The following is a 20,353-nucleotide window of genomic DNA, read 5'->3' on the forward strand; positions in this document are numbered from 1 at the left end:
AGGCTTTTTTTGTTTTTAACTGATAATTTTTACATTTTCATTAACCAAGAACGTGTGTCTACTTCCTGGCCAATGATTAATTTTAATTCTTCAATCTTAACACGTTTTTGTTCCATAGTATCTCGATGACGTATAGTTACCGTATTATCATTTAAAGTATCGTGATCTACAGTAATACAAAACGGTGTACCATTCGCATCTTGTCTTCTGTAGCGCCTTCCTACTGCATCTTTTTCATCGTAAATAACATTAAAATCCCATTTTAAATCATCTATAATTTCACGAGCTATTTCAGGCAATCCATCTCTTTTAATTAATGGTAAAACAGCAGCTTTATTTGGCGATAATACAGCTGGTAATTTCAATACTGTACGTGTTGTTCCATTCTCTAATTCTTCTTCAACTAAAGCGTTAGAAAACACAGCTAAAAACATGCGATCTAATCCAATAGAAGTTTCAACAACATAAGGGACGTAGCTTTTGTTCTCTTCATGATCAAAATACTGAAGTTTTTTATTAGAATGTTTCTCGTGCTGACTTAAATCGAAATCTGTGCGAGAATGTATACCTTCCAATTCTTTAAACCCAAATGGAAATTTAAATTCTATATCGGAAGCAGCATCTGCATAGTGTGCTAGTTTTTCATGATCGTGAAAACGATAGTTATCTTCTCCCATTCCTAAAGACAAATGCCATTTTAGTCGTGTTTCTTTCCACTTTTCATACCATTCTTTTTGAGTTCCTGGTTTTACAAAAAATTGCATTTCCATCTGTTCAAACTCACGCATTCTAAAAATAAACTGCCTTGCAACAATTTCATTTCTAAAAGCTTTTCCAGTTTGAGCAATACCAAACGGAATTTTCATACGTCCAGTTTTCTGAACATTCAAAAAGTTTACGAAAATACCTTGTGCTGTTTCTGGTCGTAAGTACAAATCCATTGCTGTATCTGCTGAAGCTCCTAATTTTGTCCCAAACATTAAATTAAACTGTTTAACATCAGTCCAATTTTTACTACCTGTTAAAGGGTCTGCAATCTCTAGTTCTTCAATCAGTGCTTTTACATCTGCTAAATCTTCATTTTCTAAAGATTTCCCCATTCTATATAAAATAGAATTTATCTTTTCTTGATATCCTAAAACACGGGGATTGGTATTTACAAATTCTTCTTTATTAAAAGTATCTCCAAAACGCTTTTTAGCTTTCTTTACTTCCTTTTCTATTTTTGTTTCAATCTTAGCACAATAATCTTCAATTAAAACATCTGCCCTATAACGTTTTTTAGAATCTTTATTATCAATTAAAGGGTCGTTAAAGGCATCAACATGTCCTGAAGCTTTCCAAATAGATGGATGCATAAAAATTGCTGAGTCAAGGCCCACAATATTTTCATGCATTTGTACCATGGCTTTCCACCAATAATCTCTAATATTTTTCTTAAGCTCTACACCATTCTGCGCATAATCATATACAGCACTTAATCCGTCATATATTTCACTGCTTTGAAATATATATCCATACTCCTTTGCATGAGAGATTACTTTTTTAAATTGATCATCTTGATTTGCCATTCTGCAAAAATAAAAAACCGTTCCATACTTATGGAACGGTTTTTAAAAATTTATTTATTATTAATAGATTAATTTAATTCTATAGTAGTACTCCCTAAATAATTTGCATCTTCAAAAACATTTACATAATAAACCCCTTTAATTAATCGGTTTTCGTTAAAAACATCTTCGCAAATTTTTAATTTCTTATAATCTATAATAGCATTTGTTTTTAAACTATAAATTAAAGTTTGTTCTCCAAATCTTACTGCTCCTTTATCAGATACAATATTACTGTTAGGGTCTATAACTTGAATATATAATGATTTGTGTTCTTTATCTGTTATAGTATCATAGGGTAACGTAAAACAAACTTGAATTTTATTAACCCTAGAAGCTTTGGTCGTTCTAAATAATCTAGAATTTTTTGATTGATATGCCTTTGCTTTAAACGAATCTTCTATAATAGATAATTCGGGTGAAGCCGTATCAGTTTCTGTATTTTCTTCTTCTACTGCTAAGCTTAAATCTTCATCTTCGATTAAATCTTTCGCATTAGATAACGAATCATTTTCTATGATTATCGTTTCGTTATTTTCTACAGGGAGTTTCAATCTATTTCTTGAAACTAAATTTGAGGTCGTTTTTAATTTCTTTATAGAATCTGATGTAATTTCTATAACAGCTAAAGATTTATCTAATTTTAAATTAAGCGAATCATTATTAGTTTCTAGTTTATTATAACTAGTTATAATCTCAGAGATTTCGCCTTGTAAAAGTTTCTTTTCTTCATCTATAAAATCACGATCAGATTTTACAGATTTATAATTAACATAACTAAACGTCGCTAAAGCTGCAAATGCAATTACCAATACTCCTATAGTCAAACGGTAGCTAAAAAATTGAGGGTTAACTATCATTATGATCTATTGAAAAACAATTGATTAATTAATACTGCGAAAATATATATTAAGTTTGTACTATATAATTTTAATCGACTAAGTGATAAAAAATTTGTTGAATCTGTTTTTTCCTAATGCTTGTTATGCTTGTAGTAACTTACTAGTAGACAACGAAAAACATATTTGCACATCTTGCAGGCATAATTTACCCATAACAAATTTTCATTTTAACAATTCTAAAATTATTGAAAAAATATTTTATGGACGAGTAAAAATTGAAAATGCTACTGCGCTTTTTAGATTTCAAAAGAAAGGAATTGTACAACAATTACTTCATAATCTAAAATATAGAGGGCACGAAAAAATAAGCCTTATTTTAGGGGATTGGTTAGGCAATGAGTTAAAAACTATAAGTAATTATAATACTATTGACTTGGTAATTCCTGTACCGCTTCACAAAAAGAAATTAAAAAAGAGAGGTTATAATCAAACAGCTAAATTTGGAATACAAATAGCTAAAGCTTTAAATGCAAAATATCTAGATTCTGTTTTAATAAAAACAACAGCTACCAAAACACAAGTTTTTAAAAGTCGAATTTCCCGATGGAATGCATCCAAAGAAGTTTTTGCTATTGAGAACAAAAGCTTAATTGAAGGTAAGCATATTCTTTTAGTAGATGATATTATTACTACAGGTGCAACAATTGAAGCTTGTGTAGCGGTTTTAAATAAAGCTTCAAATATTAAAATAAGTATAGCTACTATGGCAATTGCGTAACAACTTTATACGTTATCTATATTTATAAAAAATATTTTAATAGTTATTTAAACTACAATAGTATCAATCCTAAATATGTTGTTTATTTGTGTAAAATTTAATTTTTGATGAGAAAAACACTCACGAGTTTTATTTTTAGTGTTATAATATTTACACTTTTATTTAATTGTGCCAATCGAGGTACTATTAGTGGTGGAGAAAAAGACACAACTCCTCCTGTTATTGTTAGATCTGTTCCTGAAAATTTTTCTACTAATTTTAACGAAAAAGAAATTCGCGTTTATTTTGATGAATATGTAAAAATTAAAGATCTCCAAAAACAATTAATCATTTCACCTCCAATGAACAACACTCCAGAAGTGACCCCTTTAGGAGGTGCTAGTAAATTTATTAAAATAAAAATTCTTGACACATTGCAACCCAATACAACATATGCGTTTAATTTTGGAGAAAGCATTGTAGATAATAATGAAGAAAACCCTTACCCTTATTACCGTTACGTATTTTCAACTGGTGATTATATAGATTCTTTAAATGTAAAAGGAATTATTACTGATGCCTTAAAAAAAGAAACAGATGAGTTTGTTTCGGTACTTTTATACGAAGTAGACTCAACGTATAATGATTCCATAATATATAAAGAAAAACCTAAATATGTATCTAATACTTTGGATAGCACTGCGTTTAGCATAGATAATTTAAAACCAGGTAAATATTTACTAACAGCTTTAAAAGAGAACAATAATAACTATACATTTCAACCAAAAACAGATAAAATAGGATTTATAAACGAATTTATTACTGTACCGAGTGATACTACTTATACTATTAAATTGTTTAATGAGATTTTAGATTTTAAAGCGACACGTCCATCTTATATTTCAGAAGGTAAAATTGCTTTTGGTTACGAAGGAAATCCTGATAATTTAGAACTAAATATAATATCCAGTACTCCTAACAACTTTAAAAATCGTATAGTTAAAGAAACAGATAAGGATACTTTAAATTATTGGTTCAGTCCAAAAATGGAAGTTGATTCTTTATTGTTTCAAGTTAAAAATAATACGTATACAGATACTTTAACTGTTAGAGTAATTGAAAGAGATAAAGATTCTTTAATATTTTCTACTGTTGGTCCTAGAGTTTTAAAAATCCCTGATGTTTTTAAAATAACTGCCAATATTCCTATCGAAAATACTATAGATATCAGTAAAGTAACTATAATAGATAGAGATTCTCTAGTAATTCCTCACACAGTATCTTTTGATGAGCTTAATAATGTTGCAAGTTTTAGTTTCGAAAAGAAAGAAGATAATGCCTATAGCATTCAAATGTTACCAGGTACATTTACTGACTTCTTCGGCACTAAAAATGACACTTTAAATTATCGTGCAAATACACGTCCTCTATTAGATTATGCAGATTTAAGAGTTAATTTAGTAAATGCTATTTATCCAGTTATTGTACAACTCACAGATAATAACGGAGAGGTGAAATTTGAAAAATATCTTACAGAAGCTGGCTCTGCAGATTTTAAATATGTAGATCCGGGAATTTATTATTTAAGAGTGGTTTTTGATACCAATAAAAATGGTGTTTACGATACAGGGAATTTCCTTTTAAAACAACAACCAGAACGTGTAAGTCATGCTGAAGGTGAAATAGAAGTAATAGCTTATGCAGATAAAATAATTACATTTCCTTTAAAAAAAGAGTAAAATTATCCATATCTCCTAAAAATCTCAGTTTTTCACGTATTACAGATAAATGCTTTTTTGATAAGGTTATAATTTCGGTGTTTTCTTTATCAGCTTCTAAATTAGAGAGCTTATTACCCAAACCATCATAAGCAGCTGTGTGCCCTGGATATTCATGGTTATTAGGATCTATCCCTACACGATTCACCCCTACACAATAACTCATATTTTCTATAGCTCTAGCTTTAAGTAAAGCATCCCAAGCCTCAATTCTAGGTTTTGGCCAACTTGCTACATATAATAAGAGGTCATAATTTTCAACATTACGTGCCAGAACTGGAAACCTCAAATCATAACAAATTAATGGACAAATTTTCCAATCTTTGTAATCAATAATTATTTTTTCAATCCCAGAATTATAAACTTCGTGCTCACCAGCCAATGTAAATGTATGGCATTTATCATAAGTTTTAAAAATACCATCAGGCATCATAAATATAAATCGGTTATAATAATTGCCATCTTCTTCAATAACCAAACTCCCGCCAATAGCTGCATTTTTTAATTTCGCTATATCTCGCATCCACGACACCGTTTCACTTTGCATCGTTTCTGCAACAGTTTTTGGGTTCATTGTAAATCCAGAAGTAAACATTTCTGGCAAAAAAATAACATCTACATCATTTGAAATCGATTTGATTTTTTGTGTGAAATTTAATCTGTTTTGATGTGGATTTTCCCAAACTAAATTCGCTTGTATAAGTCCTATATTTAATTTCTCTTGCATTGCATAAAAGTAATTATTTTTTAACTAATTTTAAATCTTTATATGGATTTAGATTTTAAAATAGTAACACCTAAAGAGGTCAATTTATTAATAGAAATTTCAAAAGAAACTTATATTTCTGCTTTTCAAAAATTGAATAATCCAGACGATTTTAAATCATATATTGACGTTGCTTTCAGCAAAAAAACATTACAAAAAGAGTTACTAGATCCTAATTCTGTATTCTATTTTGTGTATTTAGATAAAACGTTGGTAGGCTATTTTAAGTTAAATGAAAGAGGCTCTCAAAATGAACAATTTGAAACATCATCAATCGAGTTAGAGCGCATATATATTTATAAACAATTTCAGAACAAACATATAGGGCAGTATATTTTAAAAAAAGCGATCTCGATTTCTAAACAAAAAAAAGTAACCTTTTTATGGTTAGGTGTCTGGGATCAAAATATTAGAGCAATTAACTTTTATAAACGTTATGGGTTTAAAATTTTCAACTCGCATTCCTTTTTTGTAGGTAATGATGAACAAACCGATTTCCTTATGCAGTTAAGTTTAACTTAGAAGAGCTCTATTTAATTGATAAAATTCGTACTTTCAAACCTTCGATTTAAATTTACATACAAATGAGATTATTTACCGTTTTATCATTAATTTTTACATTAAGCTTTGCCACAATTAGCAATGCACAGGATTATTATTTTCCAGAGCGAAATGCTATTTGGGAAGAAAAAAATCCTTCAGATTATAAAATTTCATCTACAAAATTAGCAGAAGCTGTTTCTTATGCAGAAGCTAATGAATATAGTGGTTCTAAAGATTTAAGAATTGCTGCTTTAAATAGTTTTCGTAGAGAGCCATTTCATGATATTCTTGGCCCTACAAAAAAACGTGGTGGTCCAGCAGGAATGATATTAAAAAATGGTTATGTCCTTGCAAAATGGGGAAATACCAAACGTGTAGATATGACATTTAGTGTTACTAAAAGTTTTTTATCTACTATAGCTGGTTTAGCTTACGACAATAAACTAATTGCTAATATCACTGATAAAGTAGGAACTTATGTTTGGGATGGTACATTTGATGGTGCTCACAATAGTAAAATTAATTGGGAACATTTATTACAGCAAAATTCAGATTGGTCTGGAGAAATCTGGGGATTAAAAGATTGGGCAGACAGACCGCCTCGTGATGGTGGTTTAGATGACTGGAAAAATAGAAAACTTAGAGAACCTGGAACATTTATGGAGTATAATGATGTTCGTGTAAATGTATTGGCATATTCTCTGTTACAAGTTTGGCGCAAACCATTACCACAAGTTTTAAAAGAAGAATTAATGGATCCTATAGGTGCTACTACTACTTGGAGATGGCATGGGTATAAACATGCATGGACAGAAGTAGATGGTATTAATATGAAATCGGTTACTGGTGGTGGACATTCTGGTGCTGGATTATTTATTTCTGCAGAAGATATGGCTCGTTTTGGAATGTTGTTTTTAAATGATGGTAAATGGAAGAACAAACGTTTATTAAGTAGCGAATGGATTTCAAAAGCTATTGTACCATCTAAACCAAATGTAAATTATGGTTATATGTGGTGGTTAAATCAAAAAGGACCTCGTCACTGGCAAGGTGTATCCGAAGATATTTATTATGCTGCTGGCTTTGGCGGTAATTTTATTGTAATCGACAAAAAAAATGATCTCGTAGTTGTAACACGCTGGTTAGAGCCCAATAAAATTGGCGAATTCATGAAAAAAGTGAGTGAAGCAGTTAATTAAAGTTATTTTATACTTTCTTGGAAGATAGTAAGCTAAAGGTCGATTATATAAACAGGTTAAATAAGGTTTTTCACTTTATTGAACATAATCTTGATAGTAATTTGTCTTTAAATACTATTTCTCAATTTGCAGCATTCTCTCCATTTCATTTTCATAGATTATTTAAAATGATTTCAGGAGAGACTCTTAATGAATATATTACTAGACAAAGAATTGAAAAAGCAGCCTCTACTTTAATTCATAAAAGAGAGGTTACTATTACTGAGCTTTCACTTCAAAATGGATTTAATAATAACTCTTCCTTTACAAGAGCATTTAAAAAGTTCTATGGAGTGAGTCCTACTAATTTTAGAAAGCAAAATCCCAATAAATATAGCAAGATTTGCCAAATTGAAAGCAAGAATGGTCAAGCATATCCTGATCATGAAAAATATATTTGCATCATTAATAATCTTAAAACATGGATAAAAATGAATGCAAAAATTGAAATTAAAGACATGCCAAAATTACAATTGGCTTATATCTCTTCTGTTGGATGTCAAAACCTAGAAAGTGCTTATCAGAAACTAATACAATGGGCTACACCTAAAGAGTTATTAAGCGATAGTCAAACAAAAATGGTTACCATTTATTATGACAGTTTTAAAGTTACCCAAGAAGATAAGGTAAGAATGAGTGCTTGTATTACATTAAACAAACAAGTTGAATTTGATGGAGGGGTAGGGTTAACCTCCGTTGGTGGTGGGAAATATATTGTAGGTAGTTTTGAAATTGGATTTAATGAATTCGAAAAATCTTGGACTGGACTCTTTATTTGGATGAATGAAAATGGTTATAAAAAAGCTAATGAAAACCCTTTCGAAATTTATCATAATAACTTTAGAGAACATCCCCAAAATAAATGCATCGTTGATTTTTATATTCCAATTGAATAGAATACAATTTTAAATATTACAAATAACCTCAGCGGCACGTTTTAGCGTGTCGTCTGTTTTTGCAAAACAAAATCGTAGCACTTTATTATCAATATTTTTATCATTAAACACTGATAAGGGAATAGATGCAATTCTATTTTCAAAGATTAAGCGTTTAGCATAATCTACATCATATTCTGTAGTAATATCAGAATAATCCAACACTTGAAAATAAGTGCCTTGAGTTTTAGTATATTTAAAACGAGAACTTTTAATCAGCTCTAAAAACAAATCTCTTTTTTCTTGATAAAATCCTGATAGTTCTTGATAATGATCTGGTGTTTGTAAATACTCTGCTAGTGCAATCTGAGTTGGATGATGCACACTAAACACATTAAATTGGTGTACCTTTCTAAATTCTTCCATTAATTCTTTTGGTGCACAGCAATAGCCAGCTTTCCATCCAGTATTATGAAATGTTTTTCCAAAAGAAGCAACTATAAATGCGCGTGATTTTAAATCAGGAAATAAGCACGCACTTTGGTGCTGCTTATTATCAAATATAATATGTTCGTAAACTTCATCACTTAATAAAATAATATTGGTTCCTTTAAGTAAACGTTCTAATTGAAGCATATCATTTTTGGAGAATAAAGTGCCGCTTGGATTTTGAGGTGTATTAATAATCACCATTTTAGTGCGGTTATTAATTTTTTGTTTCACTTCATCCCAATTAACCTGGTATGCTGGTGTTTCTAATTGAATAGAAATTGTTTTTCCTCCATTAATCTCTATTGCAGGTTCGTAACAATCGTATGCAGGTTTAAAAATAATCACTTCATCATCTTGTCTGATAAATGTTGAAATTATAGTGTAAATAGCTTGAGTAGCTCCAGATACTACAGTAATTTCGGAGTCTGGATTATACGTTGAGTTATATAATACATCGAATTTACCTGCAATAGACTCACGTAATGCTATGCTCCCTGGCATTGGTGCATATTGATTATATCCTGAATGCATAGCCTTGGTGACCATATCAATCAATTTTTGATCACTCTTAAAATTAGGAAACCCTTGAGCTAAATTAATCGCTTGGTATTCGTTTGCCAAAGCGCCCATAGTTGAAAATATATTAGTACCTATATCAGGGAGTTTTGAAATATGATTCATAATTTTTTAATTAGCTTTAAACGATTTCCATCTTTTTTAATAAGAATGATGCATTCATATTCTGACAAATACCTTGTTTTAATTTATAATCAAAATGTAATTCATCATTTACAATTTCTGCATCAAAATAATAGTTCTTTACTTCTTCTAAAGTTTCGGTAATTTCACATAAACTCAAATCATGCGTCGCGATAATTCCTGTGGCATTAGATCTCACTAACTTTTCAACAAATTTGCGAGAACCTATAGCTTTATCGGTACTATTTGTTCCCTTTAAAATTTCATCTAAAATGATAAAATAAGATTCTTTTTGTATTGCATCAACAATAAATTTAAGGCGTGTTAGCTCTGAAAAGAAATATGAGCTATCATCTGTAAGCGAATCTGAAGTACGCATACTAGTAATCAATTTTACAGGCTTATATTCACTCTTGTCTGCACATACTGGCAATCCTGAGTTTGCCATTACAATATGTAACGATATCGTTCTCAAAAATGTACTTTTCCCAGCCATATTAGCTCCTGTAACAATAAAAAACTGTTCCTTATTAATAGTAACGTCACTATCGATACGCTTGGTTTTATCTAATAAAGGGTGGCCAAGATTTATAGCCGAAATAATAGCACCTTGATTTTGTATCTCTGGGAATACAAATTCAGAATGGTTGAATGTATAATTTCCTAAAGAATTATAAGCATCAAAAAAAGAGATCGCTTCAAACCAATCTGCAATTTTGTGTTTATATTGTTCTATCCAACGCTCAATACGATAACTATTTTTAATATCTGTGAGTAAAAATCCATTTCCAAAAAAGATTACAAACAAATTATTACGATTATCAAGTGCATCTAACCCTCTAGAAAGTTCTTTAAATATTATAGATGCTTTCTTAGTTTCTGATTGAATTTGGTGTTGCTTTTTTAATAATATTTCAGAAGTAAACGTTTCGTTCTCAATTTGATCTAACAATAATGCGTATTGTTTAAATGTGTCTTTTAACTTACTTGTGTTATTAGCTAACATTCCAATTTTCTTAAGATATCTCCCTGTAATTCCTGCGCCTAAAACAAACCATAAGATCGCAAATATTGGTTTAATAATTTCAAAACTAATTAATAGAATAATAGCTGTAGATAACACACTAAATATTAGTGGAATCCATTTTATGCCTTTTGGTAAAAATATTTGATATTCTGACAACCAATTAATAATATGTTTTGTAGGAGTTTCAACATTTATTAAACTTGCAGTAGCTGAAAAGTATTGGCGCCATTTTGCTTTTGCTGATAATTCTTTTATAGCATTTTGTCTCTTTTCAATATCTAAAATGTTATTCGATGTTAGTATGTTAACCAGTTGCTGAGTGCCTTCGTTTACATTTGTTCTGTTTATAAATTGAAAAAAAGAACCTTTTCCAAATAGATCAATATCTAAACTATAAAAATGATTTGGATCTTGAAATTCTAATCCTTGATCTCTATGATGAAAATTGCCAGAAGCTATTTTAATTTCTTCTTCGTTTAAAGCTACCAATGCTTTATTTAAATCTCTGCTTGCTTTTATATTGGTGTATTTTAAGAGTAAAAACAAAAAATAAGAAATCCCAATTACACCAATACAAATCGCAACTTGCCATTGGCTAAAGAAAAAATAAATACCAAAGCATGTTAGAAGAAAAACAACAAGCCGATATGTACTTAATAATATGAGTTTTTTATTAAGGTTTTTAACTTCTGAGGTATAATGTTTTACTTGCTTTTTATAAAATATAGTTGGGTTCTCCATTAACAATTAAATAAGGTATAAAGAAACAAAAAATCTCAAGGAGAGTCCTTGAGATTTTTATTTTATTAACTATTGAGATTACTATAATCCTTTCTGGTCAATTTCAGAAAATATAGAAATAATAATACTTACCGTGTTTTTATAAAATTTTGGTGTGATATTTTCGAATTCATCAGATGGGTTATGGTACCCTGGGTGATCTTCATCTCCAAAATATAAAAATGGAATATTAGCATTATGGAAAGGTCCATGATCTGAAGCTTGCGTCCAATCTTGTTTGCCATCGGTTCCATCATGCCCTTGTAACAGTTTTGTAGTAGTCGGATTTTTAAAGTTCTCTAAAATCTTTTTCAAACTTTCATTATATATTGCGCCAACTGCATAGATTTCGTTTTTCTTACTACGGCTAATCATATCCATATTAACATTGGCAACTATATTACTATTCTTCATTTTATCTACAAAATAGCGAGCACCTTGCAAGCCCAATTCTTCAGCGTCAAATGCGGCCAATACTATCGAGTGTTTTGGTGGGTTTTTAGTTAAATATTCTGCAAAGCTAAATAACGCTGCTACTCCTGAAGCATCATCGTCAGCGCCATTATATATTTCTCCATTATTGCCAAGTCCTAAATGGTCGTAATGAGCACTTACTACAATATATTCGTCAGGGTTTTCAGTTCCTTTAAAACTAGCTAATACATTAACCGCATCATAAGTTTTTCCTCTTGCTTCAAAATTAAATTTATGTTCGTATTTTCCACCAAAAGCTTGAACATTGAGTTTTTTAAATTCTTCAATAATGTAAGCTCTTGCCATTGCATTTCCTTTCTCTCCAGTTCGGCGTCCTTCAAATTTATCTGATGATATTATTTTTAAGCGTTCAAGAAGTTGCTCATCATCAAAAAGATATGTTATTTCTTCACTAGTTTGACTTGAAATCTTTTCTTCTGTTTCATTTTTAGAAGATTGTTGTCCACAACTATAGAAGGACAAGAATAAGATTAAGGATAAAATTGAAATGTGTTTATTCATTAATGTTGGTTTTTAAAGCGCCTAATATATAAAAACAAAGCCCTCAAAAATTATTTTGAAGGCTTTGTTCGATGAAATGTTTTAATTATACGCTTATAAAATAATTTTCTATTTAAAAGTAGCTTTCATCAATTCTCTATTCATTCGAGCAATGTTTTCTAATGAAATTCCTTTAGGACACTCAATCTCACAAGCCCCTGTATTTGTACAATTTCCAAAACCTTCTAAATCCATTTGAGCTACCATATTTTTAACACGGTCTGCTGCTTCTACCTGACCTTGAGGCAATAATGCATATTGTGATACTTTGGCACCTACAAAAAGCATTGCTGATGAGTTTTTACATGTAGCTACACATGCACCACAACCAATACAGGTTGCTGCATCCATAGCTTCGTCTGCAGCGTGTTTTGAAATAGGAATTGCATTTGCATCTTGTGTATTACCAGAAGTATTAACAGAAATATATCCTCCAGCTTGTTGGATACGTTCAAAAGATGATCGATCTACTACTAAATCTTTTATTACTGGAAATGCTGCTGCTCTAAATGGTTCAATAGTAATTGTATCTCCATCTTTAAACATACGCATATGCAACTGGCAAGTGGTAACACCTCTATCTGGACCATGTGCTTCTCCGTTAATATACATAGAGCACATTCCGCAAATTCCTTCACGACAGTCATGATCAAATGCTACAGGTTCTTCACCTGTATTAATAAGTTGTTCATTTAAAACATCCATCATTTCTAAAAAAGACATATGTTCTGAAATATCTGTCACCTTATAATCAACCATTCGGCCTTTTGAACTCTCGTCTTTTTGTCTCCAAACTTTTAATGTAAGATTCATAATGTCTTTATTATTTGTATGAACGTTGTTTTAGTTCGATATCATTAAATTCTAATTCTTCTTTATGTAAAACGGCATCGGCAGGTTCTCCTTTATATTCCCAAGCCGATACAAAAGCAAAGTCTTTATCATTACGTTTTGCTTCACCTTTTTGTTCTCCATCTAACTCTACAGATTCTTCTCTAAAGTGTCCTCCACAAGATTCGTTACGTTCTAGTGCATCTTTAGCAAATAACTCACCTAACTCTAAGAAATCTGCAACACGTCCTGCTTTTTCTAATTCAGGATTCATTTCATCTGCATTTCCAGGAACTGTTACATTTTTCCAAAAATCTTCACGCAATTCTTTAATTTCAGACATTGCTTCTTTTAATCCTTTCTCATTACGAGACATTCCACATTTCTCCCACATAATTTTTCCTAATTTCTTGTGGTAATAATCTACTGAATGCTCTCCTTTATTATTTATAAAGAAATCAATTCGACTTTTAACTTCATTTTCAGCTTCATCAAATTCTTTTGTATCTGTTGGTATTTTACCTGTACGAATATCCCCTGATAAATAATCTCCAATTGTATAAGGTAATACAAAATAACCATCGGCTAAACCTTGCATTAATGCAGAAGCACCTAAACGATTTGCACCATGATCAGAGAAATTAGCTTCTCCAATACAGTATAAACCATCTACTGTTGTCATTAAATTATAATCAACCCAAACACCTCCCATTGTATAGTGTGTTGCAGGGTAGATCATCATTGGTGTCTTATAAGGGTTTTGATCTACAATTTTTTCGTACATCTGAAACAAGTTACCATACTTTTCTTCTACGATAGCTTGACCTAATTCGTATATTTTTGCTTCAGAAGGGTTATCAATTCCATGAATTTTTGCCTGTTCTCTACCATAACGTTCTATTGCAGATTTAAAATCTAAATATACCGCTTCTCCAGTAGCATTCACACCGTAACCTGCGTCACAACGCTCTTTCGCTGCTCTTGATGCTACATCTCGAGGCACTAAATTACCAAATGCAGGATAACGACGCTCTAAGTAATAATCTCTTTCATCTTCAGATAAATCGGTTGGTTTCTTACGTCCTTCTCTAATCGCCTTCACATCATCCATATTTTTAGGCACCCAAATACGACCATCATTACGCAATGATTCAGACATTAGCGTTAATTTAGATTGATAATCTCCCGAACGTGGAATACATGTCGGATGAATTTGAGTATAACATGGGTTTGCAAAATATGCTCCTTTTTTATGAATTTTCCATGCTGCTGTCGCATTAGATCCCATTGCGTTAGTTGACAAGAAATATACATTCCCATAACCTCCAGATGCAATCACTACTGCATGAGCAGAATGACGTTCAATTTCTCCTGTAATTAAATTACGAGCAATAATACCACGTGCTTTTCCATCTACTTTTACAACATCTAGCATTTCGTGACGGTTAAACATTTCAATTTTACCACGTGCTATCTGACGATTCATTGCTGAGTATGCGCCAAGTAATAATTGCTGTCCTGTTTGTCCTTTAGCATAAAATGTACGCGATACCAGTACACCACCAAACGAACGGTTATCTAACAACCCTCCATAATCACGTGCAAAAGGAACTCCTTGAGCTACACATTGATCAATAATATTTGCAGATACTTCAGCTAAACGATATACGTTTGCTTCACGAGAACGATAGTCTCCTCCTTTTACAGTATCGTAAAATAAACGATATGTTGAATCGCCATCACCCTGGTAGTTTTTTGCTGCATTAATTCCTCCTTGTGCAGCAATAGAGTGTGCTCGCCTTGGAGAATCTTGATAAGCAAATGCTTTTACATTATATCCTAATTCTGCTAAAGTTGCACAGGCAGAACCTCCTGCCAACCCAGTACCTACAACAATAATATCTATATTACGCTTGTTTGCTGGGTTTACTAAATCTATATGATTTTTATAATCTGTCCATTTATCTTTAATTGGACCTTTTGGTACTTTTGAATTTAAAGCCATACTTATAGTAAGATTAATGGTTAAGGTGATGATATAATGCAATAAAAATAAATCCTAAAGGAATAATTATAGAATATGCCCTACCTATTTGTTGCATTCTTTTTTTACGTCCTGCTGTAGCCCCCATAGATTGGAATGCAGAAGTAAATCCGTGTAATAAATGTAGCATTAATAAGATAAAAGCAACTACATAAGCTCCTACCCTAAGCGGGCTTTCAAATTTATGATGTAATTCCTCATAATATCTAAATTCTCCATTATGTAATCCAGATAAATCACCTAGTATATATTTTGTATTAATTTCTGGGATCCAGAAATCGATAAAGTGCAGTATTAAAAATGCCAAAATCATTAATCCGCTCCAGATCATATTTCTAGACATCCAACTTGAGTTTGCAGCGCCATTATTTTTTACATAACTAACACCTAATGCTTTTCTGTTTTTAAGCTCTAAAATGGTGCCCATTACAAAATGGAATACAATTGCAAAAATTAATACAGGTTGTAAGGCAAATTGTACTACAGGATTAGTGCCCATAAAATGTGATATTTCGTTAAAAACATCCGGGCTAAAAACTGATAAAATATTAATTGCAAAGTGTTGAAGTAAGAAAAACATCAGGAAAAAAGCAGAAAGCGCCATTGCTATCTTTCTTCCTATCGAAGATTTAAAAAATCCGCTCATTTATTTTGAAGTTAGTTAAAAGAATGAATTAAACAAAAGTACTCTACTTTATTATTTTAAGCAACTGTAAAGCTTAAAATGTAATTATTTAGAATGCTCCTGAATAAGAAGTCGTTTTTAAACTTTAAATCTTTCAGATACTCTCCTCAATTTAAACTATGCTTTGTATTTTTAAAATCCAAACCTCGGATTAACTATAGTATTGTATATGGATCCAAATGTATAACTAAACCCAACACTTACAAAGTAATCAAATCCTGACTGTAATTGCTGTTGCTGTAGTAAAAGTTCTTCTAAAGTTACATCTCCAGCAGCTAAGTTTATTAAATTACGCGTAATACTATAACTCCCACCAACATTAAAATTAAATCCTTTAAAAAGACGCACACTTGCATTTAATCTAAAAGATAATTCGTTTAAAGTAAGGTCCTGTAAAAATTGTTCGAAAGAAGCTTCTCCTGAAATATTTCCCCATTTCTGATTTACACTTGCTCCAAGGGAAATTTCATGTTCCCATAAATATTCGGATGTTTCTCCAAAAACAGTCAATTCTTCATAATCATTAAATCTAATTCCATTTCTATACGATAAGGTTAACTGTTTTTTGGCTGATTCTGAGTACTTAAAGAAATTATATTCTATAGCAGGTCTAAAATTCCATGATAAATCAATATTAGAAAATGTAGAGGCTCTTACATTTGCAAATGCACCTATAGACCAATGTTGACTTATGCTTATAGCATCATTAATTCCAAAAAACTTAGAGTTGTTTGTATTTATAATATCTTCTCCATCAAAAGTAAAAACAGATCTGTTTTCATTAAAGCTTGCTCGAATAAATAACTTATTTTTTTCGGTCACTCGTCTTGCTGAGACATTTAAATTTACATTACTTGATCTGTTGGTTTCTTGCCCATTAAAAAATCCATTAGCACCAAGTCTAAACACCCAATAGTTCCATGGATCATCAACTTCTTCTTTCTCTTCTTCGGTGTTAACTTCATTCTTAACATTAATAGTAACATCTTCAATTTTTCCAGCTTTAACCCAGTATCGTACAAGTCCTAATTTTATATACCTTAGCGTTAAATTTCTAATCTCATCATTGGTCATTGTAGCATCGGTATTAAAGCTCAATTGATCTTTAAGGTCCGTAAAAGTTTCTTTACCTATAAAATCAATAACAAATTCAGTACCACCGCTACCATTACGTTGTGTAGTAAAAAATAAATGAACTTGAGCTAAATTTTGATCTCTAACAAACTGAACGTTACCTAGGTTTTGCCTCAAGTATTCGTTGTCGCATCGATCGCAATCTATAAATATTCGTAAATCTCCTGTATTCTCTTGTGAAAATGCATTAAACGAAATACATAGTATAAAAAAAGCAAAGACATACTTTGTCATAATTAAGTCGTTTTTTGATATGATAAGATGAAGCTAATCTAGCCTATAGGCAAACGACTTATTTACAGATTTAGTTTAATTTAACAGAAAGCACTTCTATTTATATTAATTCTAAAGAATGTAATCTTAGGCTTACTTAAGTTCAAATGTTTTTTTCTCATCTCCAATCTGAATTTGATATTCTCCCTTAGGTAAATAAATCTTTCCATTTTGAGATTTGTTTATTTTTAATGATGCTTTTTCTTTTTGAAGGGATTTTTTTCTTGATTCAGTAATGGTAAGATTAAAATCAAAATAATTAAACCCTCTATCTGAAGTAGTTTCAAATGTATTTAATATGATTCCCTTTTCAGATAGAATCTTTATTTTTTGCTTTCCTGATGCGCTTGCATAATAACTAAAAGTCATCGATGGCTCAAAGGCATTAGAGTATTGGTTTCTTGATACTCCCCATCTTGGTGATACTCTTAATGAAGGTGTTTCAAATATTGTAATAGATTTGTCACTTACAGCATTATATTGCTGTAATTCTGAGATATTCGCTTTATAAATTGAGCGCCCGTGTGTTCCTACTAAAAGATCTTTGGCTTCTTCTTGAACGACTAAATCGTGTACAGCTACATTAGTTAATCCTTTAGAGAATGCTTCCCAGCGATTTCCTTTATCAAAAGTCACATAAACTCCATTATCTGTTCCTAGGTATAAAATATTCTCATCTTCAGGATCTTCTTTTATTACGTTTACAGGAGAGTTTGGAATATTGTTAGCAATAGGAGTCCAAGTAGTTCCATTATTTTCACTTACATATACATATGTTTTAAAATCATCATTTCTATACCCATTAAGTGTTGTATACACTCTATTCTTATTATGTTGAGATGCTATCACACGAGATACCCATAACCCTTGAGGTAAGCCATTAGAAATTTTAGACCAATTTCCTCCTCCATTTTCTGTTAAATGGATATACCCGTCATCACTACCAACATAAATTTTTCCAAATTTAAAAGGACTCTCAGAAATTGTAGTTAAGGTTCCGTAAGGCACATTCCCTTTTTTGCCGCCTGTTGTTAAGTCTCCAGAAATTGCTGTAAAGGTTTCTCCCTGGTCTAAAGAGCGTAATAATTTATTTGCTCCCATGTATAAAATATCTTGATTATGTGGCGATAACAAAATTGGTGTTAACCAATTATAACGATAAGGCGAATCTCCTAACTCGTGACGTGGGTTAATAAATATACGCTCTCCGGTTTCTAAATTAACCCGGTAGTAAAATCCAAATTGTGAGCCTCCATAAACAATGTTATTATCACGATTATCGATCTGTACTTGCATACCATCTCCTCCTCCAATACTTTTGTACGGGTAGTTCCCAGAGCTATTCCAACGTTTTGAAGCCACATAATTACTTGGGCCATACCATACACCATTATCTTGTAATCCACCAAAAACATTATACGGTTTTTGATTATCTACATTAATATAATAAAATTGCCCTACCGCAGGTTGGTTGCTTTTTAACCAATTTTTTCCATCATCGTAAGTAATATTTATCCCTCCGTCGTTTCCATTAATAACATGACCTTCTAAATTAGGGTTCACCCAGATAGATTGATGATCTGAATGTACATTTTCTTTACTTATAGATGTAAAAGTTTTACCTCCATTATCAGATTTTAATAATGGTACGCCTCCTATATAAATTTTCTTCTCATTAGCTGTATTTACAGCTATAATTCCAAAATAATAGCCATAAGAACTATATACACCATCCAAATAACCTTTATGTGTTTTCTTCCATGTTTTTCCTCCATTTACAGATTTGTATACTTCGGCTCCAATAACAGGAGAATCAAATACAACTGCATTGGGGTTTTCTAAATAAGTTGCCAAATCTTTAGGTTGGGCTTCTCCTTTTCTAATCAATCTCTTCACATTTTTAGCAGAATATTTTCGGGGAAAGCGATTAGATCTTAAATATGTGTTTAATGCTTTATCATCTAGTTCTAACAACTCAGCCTTAGACATCGTTTTAAAAGCATCTTTCTTTAATCCATCAGGAGTATTAGAAGGCTCAACTGGACGTCTAAACTGATTATCTAAAAACGCGTAGATTACATTATCATTGTATGTCGCCAAGCCTATACGCCCTACATCACTTCCTGTTGGGAAGCCATTATTTTTTTCTGTGAGTTTTACCCAATTAGAACCTCCATCAGTAGTTTTATAAATTGCAGAATTTGCACCATCACCATTAAAATTCCAAGCTTTTCTGTCACGTTCCCAGCTTGCTGCGTAAATTATATTTGGGTTATTTGGTGATACACTCATATCTATCACCCCTGTATTTTCATCTATAAAAAGTGTGTTCTTCCAGGTTTTACCCCCATCGGTTGTTTTAAAAACACCTCGTTCTTTGTTTGATGAATACAAATGTCCGATCACACCAACAACCACTTCATTAGGATTATTTTTATTAATAATAATTCGTCCTATATGTTGTGAATCTGTTAAACCAACATTATTCCACGTTTTTCCTTTATCTGTACTTTTTAAAACTCCAATACCAGAATATGATGATCGTGATGAGTTACTTTCTCCTGTACCGATCCAAATCGTCCCACTTGTCCAGTCTATAGCAATATCACCCATGTTTTGAGTTGGTGCATTATCTGTAACTGGTATATAGGTTGTTCCATTATTATTGGTATACCATAAGCCTCCAGAAGCATAGGCCACATAAAACTCAGTAGTATTATCAGGGTTTACATCTACATCAACAACACGACCACTCATTACACTTGGACCTATATTTGTAAACGGTACATTTTTAACAATAGACTCTTTAAGTAATGCTTCTTTTTGTTGTAAAGCATTTTGAACGCTCTCAGCAGACGATTGTGCATAATTGTTAAAACTAAAAAGAAGGGTAAAGAATAGGAGTAATTTAATACGTTGCATAAAATAGATTTTTAAAAAGATT

16 protein-coding genes are annotated in these 20,353 nt (G+C 31.4%); 5 read left to right on the forward strand and 11 right to left on the reverse strand.

The features are described 5' to 3' along the window. Positions 1-29: 29 nt before the first annotated feature. Positions 30-1,571 (reverse strand): glycine--tRNA ligase, encoded by a 1,542-nt coding sequence (locus tag D1817_00580; GenBank protein ID AXT18412.1) that lies wholly within the window; start codon positions 1,569-1,571, stop codon positions 30-32. 68 nt (positions 1,572-1,639) lie between these two features. After that, complete coding sequence (locus tag D1817_00585) at positions 1,640-2,470, reverse strand: hypothetical protein (protein ID AXT18413.1); 831 nt, start codon at positions 2,468-2,470, stop codon at positions 1,640-1,642. Between the two features lie 82 nt (positions 2,471-2,552). Here D1817_00585 and D1817_00590 point away from each other — a divergent pair, with 82 nt between their 5' ends. Together D1817_00590 and D1817_00595 are read left to right on the forward strand one after the other, a co-directional pair. Further along, complete coding sequence (locus D1817_00590; GenBank protein AXT18414.1) at positions 2,553-3,230, forward strand: ComF family protein; 678 nt, start codon at positions 2,553-2,555, stop codon at positions 3,228-3,230. A gap of 107 nt (positions 3,231-3,337) precedes the next feature. Continuing rightward, complete coding sequence (locus tag D1817_00595; GenBank protein AXT18415.1) at positions 3,338-4,948, forward strand: hypothetical protein; 1,611 nt, start codon at positions 3,338-3,340, stop codon at positions 4,946-4,948. Here the strand turns inward: D1817_00595 and D1817_00600 are convergent. Beyond that, positions 4,923-5,714 carry a nitrilase family protein gene (locus D1817_00600; GenBank protein AXT18416.1) on the reverse strand — a complete coding sequence of 264 codons (792 nt, stop codon included), beginning with the start codon at positions 5,712-5,714 and terminating at the stop codon, positions 4,923-4,925. The genes D1817_00595 and D1817_00600 overlap by 26 nt on opposite strands. Before the next feature lie 42 nt (positions 5,715-5,756). Between D1817_00600 and D1817_00605 the strand changes: the two genes are divergently transcribed. The 3 genes from D1817_00605 (at position 5,757) to D1817_00615 (ending at position 8,430) form a co-directional block, all read left to right on the forward strand. Further along, positions 5,757-6,275, forward strand: a complete 519-nt coding sequence (locus D1817_00605) for a GNAT family N-acetyltransferase (protein AXT18417.1) — start codon at positions 5,757-5,759, stop codon at positions 6,273-6,275. 62 nt (positions 6,276-6,337) lie between these two features. Then, on the forward strand, positions 6,338-7,495 hold the full coding sequence (locus tag D1817_00610) for a class C beta-lactamase-related serine hydrolase (GenBank protein AXT18418.1): 1,158 nt from the start codon (positions 6,338-6,340) through the stop codon (positions 7,493-7,495). Between the two features lie 17 nt (positions 7,496-7,512). Next, entirely contained in the window at positions 7,513-8,430 is a 918-nt protein-coding gene (locus tag D1817_00615) for an AraC family transcriptional regulator (protein AXT18419.1), read from the forward strand. A 9-nt stretch (positions 8,431-8,439) separates the two neighbouring features. Here the strand turns inward: D1817_00615 and D1817_00620 are convergent, their stop codons facing one another. The 8 genes from D1817_00620 to D1817_00655 all read right to left on the reverse strand — a co-directional run bounded on the left by D1817_00620 (position 8,440) and on the right by D1817_00655 (position 20,331). Further along, positions 8,440-9,582: an aminotransferase class I/II-fold pyridoxal phosphate-dependent enzyme gene (locus D1817_00620; protein AXT18420.1), complete on the reverse strand. Its 1,143-nt coding sequence runs from the start codon at positions 9,580-9,582 to the stop codon at positions 8,440-8,442. Positions 9,583-9,598: 16 nt separating this feature from the next. After that, the gene (locus tag D1817_00625; protein ID AXT18421.1) at positions 9,599-11,368 is read right to left on the reverse strand and encodes a DNA mismatch repair protein MutS; all 1,770 of its coding nucleotides are present in this window, start codon (positions 11,366-11,368) and stop codon (positions 9,599-9,601) included. An 81-nt stretch (positions 11,369-11,449) separates the two neighbouring features. Beyond that, on the reverse strand, positions 11,450-12,403 hold the full coding sequence (locus tag D1817_00630; protein ID AXT18422.1) for a peptidase M20: 954 nt from the start codon (positions 12,401-12,403) through the stop codon (positions 11,450-11,452). A 108-nt stretch (positions 12,404-12,511) separates the two neighbouring features. Beyond that, positions 12,512-13,255: a succinate dehydrogenase/fumarate reductase iron-sulfur subunit gene (locus D1817_00635; GenBank protein AXT18423.1), complete on the reverse strand. Its 744-nt coding sequence runs from the start codon at positions 13,253-13,255 to the stop codon at positions 12,512-12,514. 10 nt (positions 13,256-13,265) lie between these two features. Further along, on the reverse strand, positions 13,266-15,278 hold the full coding sequence (locus tag D1817_00640; GenBank protein AXT18424.1) for a fumarate reductase/succinate dehydrogenase flavoprotein subunit: 2,013 nt from the start codon (positions 15,276-15,278) through the stop codon (positions 13,266-13,268). Positions 15,279-15,291: 13 nt separating this feature from the next. After that, positions 15,292-15,963 (reverse strand): succinate dehydrogenase, encoded by a 672-nt coding sequence (locus D1817_00645; protein ID AXT18425.1) that lies wholly within the window; start codon positions 15,961-15,963, stop codon positions 15,292-15,294. A gap of 171 nt (positions 15,964-16,134) precedes the next feature. Next, entirely contained in the window at positions 16,135-17,370 is a 1,236-nt protein-coding gene (locus D1817_00650; protein ID AXT18426.1) for a hypothetical protein, read from the reverse strand. 132 nt (positions 17,371-17,502) lie between these two features. Then, complete coding sequence (locus tag D1817_00655) at positions 17,503-20,331, reverse strand: glycosyl hydrolase (GenBank protein ID AXT18427.1); 2,829 nt, start codon at positions 20,329-20,331, stop codon at positions 17,503-17,505. Positions 20,332-20,353 lie beyond the last annotated feature (22 nt).

The organism is Flavobacteriaceae bacterium, assembly GCA_003443635.1.
Classification (GTDB): domain Bacteria; phylum Bacteroidota; class Bacteroidia; order Flavobacteriales; family Flavobacteriaceae; genus AU392.